Origin of the sequence: Mesorhizobium sp. M7A.F.Ca.CA.004.06.1.1 (assembly GCF_003999135.1) — a bacterium.
Taxonomy (GTDB): domain Bacteria; phylum Pseudomonadota; class Alphaproteobacteria; order Rhizobiales; family Rhizobiaceae; genus Mesorhizobium.
In genome coordinates, this window is record NZ_RZPQ01000714.1 from 1 (window position 1) to 3040 (window position 3040).

Annotated in this window: 2 protein-coding genes and 1 pseudogene; 2 read left to right on the forward strand and 1 reads right to left on the reverse strand. The window is 64.5% G+C overall.

The window, feature by feature from the left end:
- A pseudogene (locus EN906_RS28880) lies at nucleotides 1-609 on the reverse strand (ATP-dependent DNA helicase RecG); the annotation flags it as partial.
- A 92-nt stretch (nucleotides 610-701) separates the two neighbouring features.
- Here EN906_RS28880 and EN906_RS28885 point away from each other — a divergent pair.
- Complete coding sequence (locus EN906_RS28885) at nucleotides 702-989, forward strand: succinate dehydrogenase assembly factor 2 (protein WP_027036782.1); 288 nt, start codon at nucleotides 702-704, stop codon at nucleotides 987-989.
- A gap of 71 nt (nucleotides 990-1060) precedes the next feature.
- On the forward strand, nucleotides 1061-3040 hold a 1980-nt coding region (locus EN906_RS28890), incomplete at its 3' end, for a CarD family transcriptional regulator (protein WP_281060467.1).

The following is a 3040-nucleotide window of genomic DNA, read 5'->3' on the forward strand; positions in this document are numbered from 1 at the left end:
GGCCGCAAAGGTGTGCCGGCGCATGAAGGCGCCGTCCTGCCATTCGGGAAATTCAGGCACACGCGCCAGCGCCTGGCCGATCGCCCGGCGCAGCACCTTGCCCGAGAGCCCGGCTGTCAGGGGATAGACCGGTTCGACCAGCGGCAGGTTTTCCGCCTCGCTGGCCAGCGCAATATGGTCGGGGTGGACCATGCTCGGGCGGCCATTGAACCATTCCATGCGGCCCGAGACCACGACATGCTCGCCCTCGGGCATCGCCTTTTCGAGATAGGAAGCGTGAGCATGGAAGAAGGTCAGCGCGATCTCGCCGGTGTCGTCATGGGCGAAGACGCGGTAAGGCACCGACCTGTTGCCGCGCGGCGGCGGCTGGTGGCGGTCGATGCGCACCTCCAGCGTCACGATTTGGCCTTCCGCGGATCCTGCGATGCCCGGGCGGCTGCGCCGGTCGATGACGGTGTGCGGCAGCACGAACAGAAGGTCGCCCGCGCGGGCGGGGCGGTCACCCAGATCGGCCGGGACAACCTTCTCGATCAGCGCGCCGACTTTCGGTCCGACGCCTGCAAGCGACGTGATCGGTACAAACAAGGGCTCGAGGATGGTCGGGCGCATGATGTCAGCTTATGTTGCGATGGCGGCAGCGCAAGGCTGACAGCCCCTTCTATCCACGCTATATGCGCCGCAGCAAGCAAGGATGCGGCACGATGACCGGAACGACGAGATCAAGCGAGGGGCTCGACGTCCGCCGCCGCAAGCTTCTGTTTCGCTCCTGGCATCGCGGCATGCGCGAGATGGACCTGATCCTCGGCACTTTCGCCGACGCTGAGATCGGCGCCTTGACGGCCGAGGAAATCGACCAATATGAGAGGCTCCTCGACATTCCCGATACCGAATTCCTGCCCATGGTCACCGGCGAACGCCCGGTGCCGGCCGATATCGATTGTGCCGTCCTGCAAAAGATCCTGGCTTTCCGCCATTCTCTGACATTCTGAACACAAGCAATTCCAGGAAAAGTGCAAAGCGCTTCCCCTAGTGAATTGCGATAAAACAAGACCGTGATTTCATGAGCCTCATTCCCACCATCGGTTTGCCGAAAGACCGCGCCGGCCAGTTCATCGTCGACGGCGTCGCTGATGGCTATGAAGCCTTTGCGCTGGTGCAGGCGGCACTCGAGATCGCGCCCGACAAGCCGGTTCTGTTCGTCGCGCGCGACGGTCAGCGCCTGCCGGCGATCGTTGAGGCGCTGTCTTTCGCTGCCCCCGGCCTGCCGGTGCTGCAACTGCCGGCGTGGGATTGTCTGCCCTACGACCGCGTCTCGCCCGGTTCGGATGCTGCCGCCAAGCGCCTCGATGCGCTGACCGCCATGATCGCTCTGGCGAAGAAGCCGCACCGCGCCGTCATCCTCACCACCGCCAATGCGCTGCTGCAGCGCATTCCGCCGGCGGATCTCGTCGAGGCACAGACGTTCCACGCCAGGCCCGGCAACCAGATCGACATGAACGTACTGGTGTCGCGGCTGGAAACGTCCGGTTTTGAGCGCGTGCCGACCGTGCGTGGCATCGGCGAGTTCGCGGTGCGCGGCGGCATTCTCGACCTGTTCGCGCCTGGCTGGACCGAAGCGCTCAGGCTCGACTTCTTCGGCGACACGCTTGAATCGATCCGCGTCTTCGACGCCGCCACGCAGCGCACCACCGGCCAGCGCAAGTCGATGGCGCTGCAGGCGATGAGCGAAGTGGCGCTGACGCCCGAAACCATCAGCCGTTTCCGCCGCTCCTATATCGAAGCCTTTGGCGCTCCACAGCGCGATGACGGGCTCTATGCAGCAGTCAGCGAAGGCAGGCGGTTTGCCGGAATGGAACACTGGCTGCCGTTTTTCTATGAGCGGCTGGAGACGGTGTTCGACTATCTGCCTGACACGCCTGTCATCTTCGACCATCTGGCGCATGAGGCGTTGGCCGAACGCCACACGCTGATCCTCGACCATTACGAGGCGCGCAAGAAGCAGGCGGACGGTGCCTTGAAGGACGCCGTGCCCTACAAGCCGGTCGCACCGGACCTGCTCTATCTCTCCCCGGAAAACCTGATTGCCTCGCTCGGGCCGCGTGAAGCGATCGACTTCACGCCATTCGACGCGCCCGAAGTTGGCGCCAAGAAGGTCTATCACGCCGGCTCGCGCCACGGCCGCAGCTTCGTCGAGGAGCGCGCCGATCCGAACGCCAATGTGTTCGATGTCGTCGTCAAACACATCGCCGATGAGCGCGCGGCGCGCCGCCGCATTGTCATTGCCGGCTGGACCGAAGGCTCGCTCGACCAGCTTGGCCAGATCCTTGCCGAACACCATCTCGGCAATCTCAAGCAGGTGGCGACGCTGGCGGAAGCCGAAAAGCTCGAACCGGGGCAGGCGGCCCTGGCCGTACTGCCGCTCGAATCCGGCTTCGAGACCGAAAAACTGGTCGTCGTCGCCGAACAGGACATTTTGGGCGACCGGCTGATCCGGCGTTCGAAACGCAAGAAGCGTCCCTCGGACTTCATTGCCGAGGCCTCGGCGCTGTCGGCCGGCGACATTGTCGTCCATGCCGATCATGGCATTGGCCGTTTCATCGGCCTGCGTACCATCGAAGCGGTCGGCGCACCGCATGACTGCCTTGAAATCCACTATGCGGGTGACGACCGGCTGTTCCTGCCGGTGGAAAACATCGAGCTTCTGTCGCGCTACGGTTCTGACACAGCCGAGGCGACGCTGGACAAGCTTGGCGGCGGCGCCTGGCAGTCGCGCAAGGCGCGACTGAAGAAGCGCCTGCTCGACATGGCCGGGCAGCTGATCCGCATCGCCGCCGAACGGCAGATGCGCTCCGCACCGCCACTGGTGCCGGCAGAAGGCCTCTATGGCGAGTTCGCGGCCCGCTTCCCCTATGAAGAGACCGACGACCAGCAGACGGCCATCGATTCGGTGCGCGACGATCTTGCTGCCGGCAAGCCGATGGACCGGCTGATTTGCGGCGATGTCGGCTTCGGCAAGACCGAAGTGGCGCTGCGTGCCGCC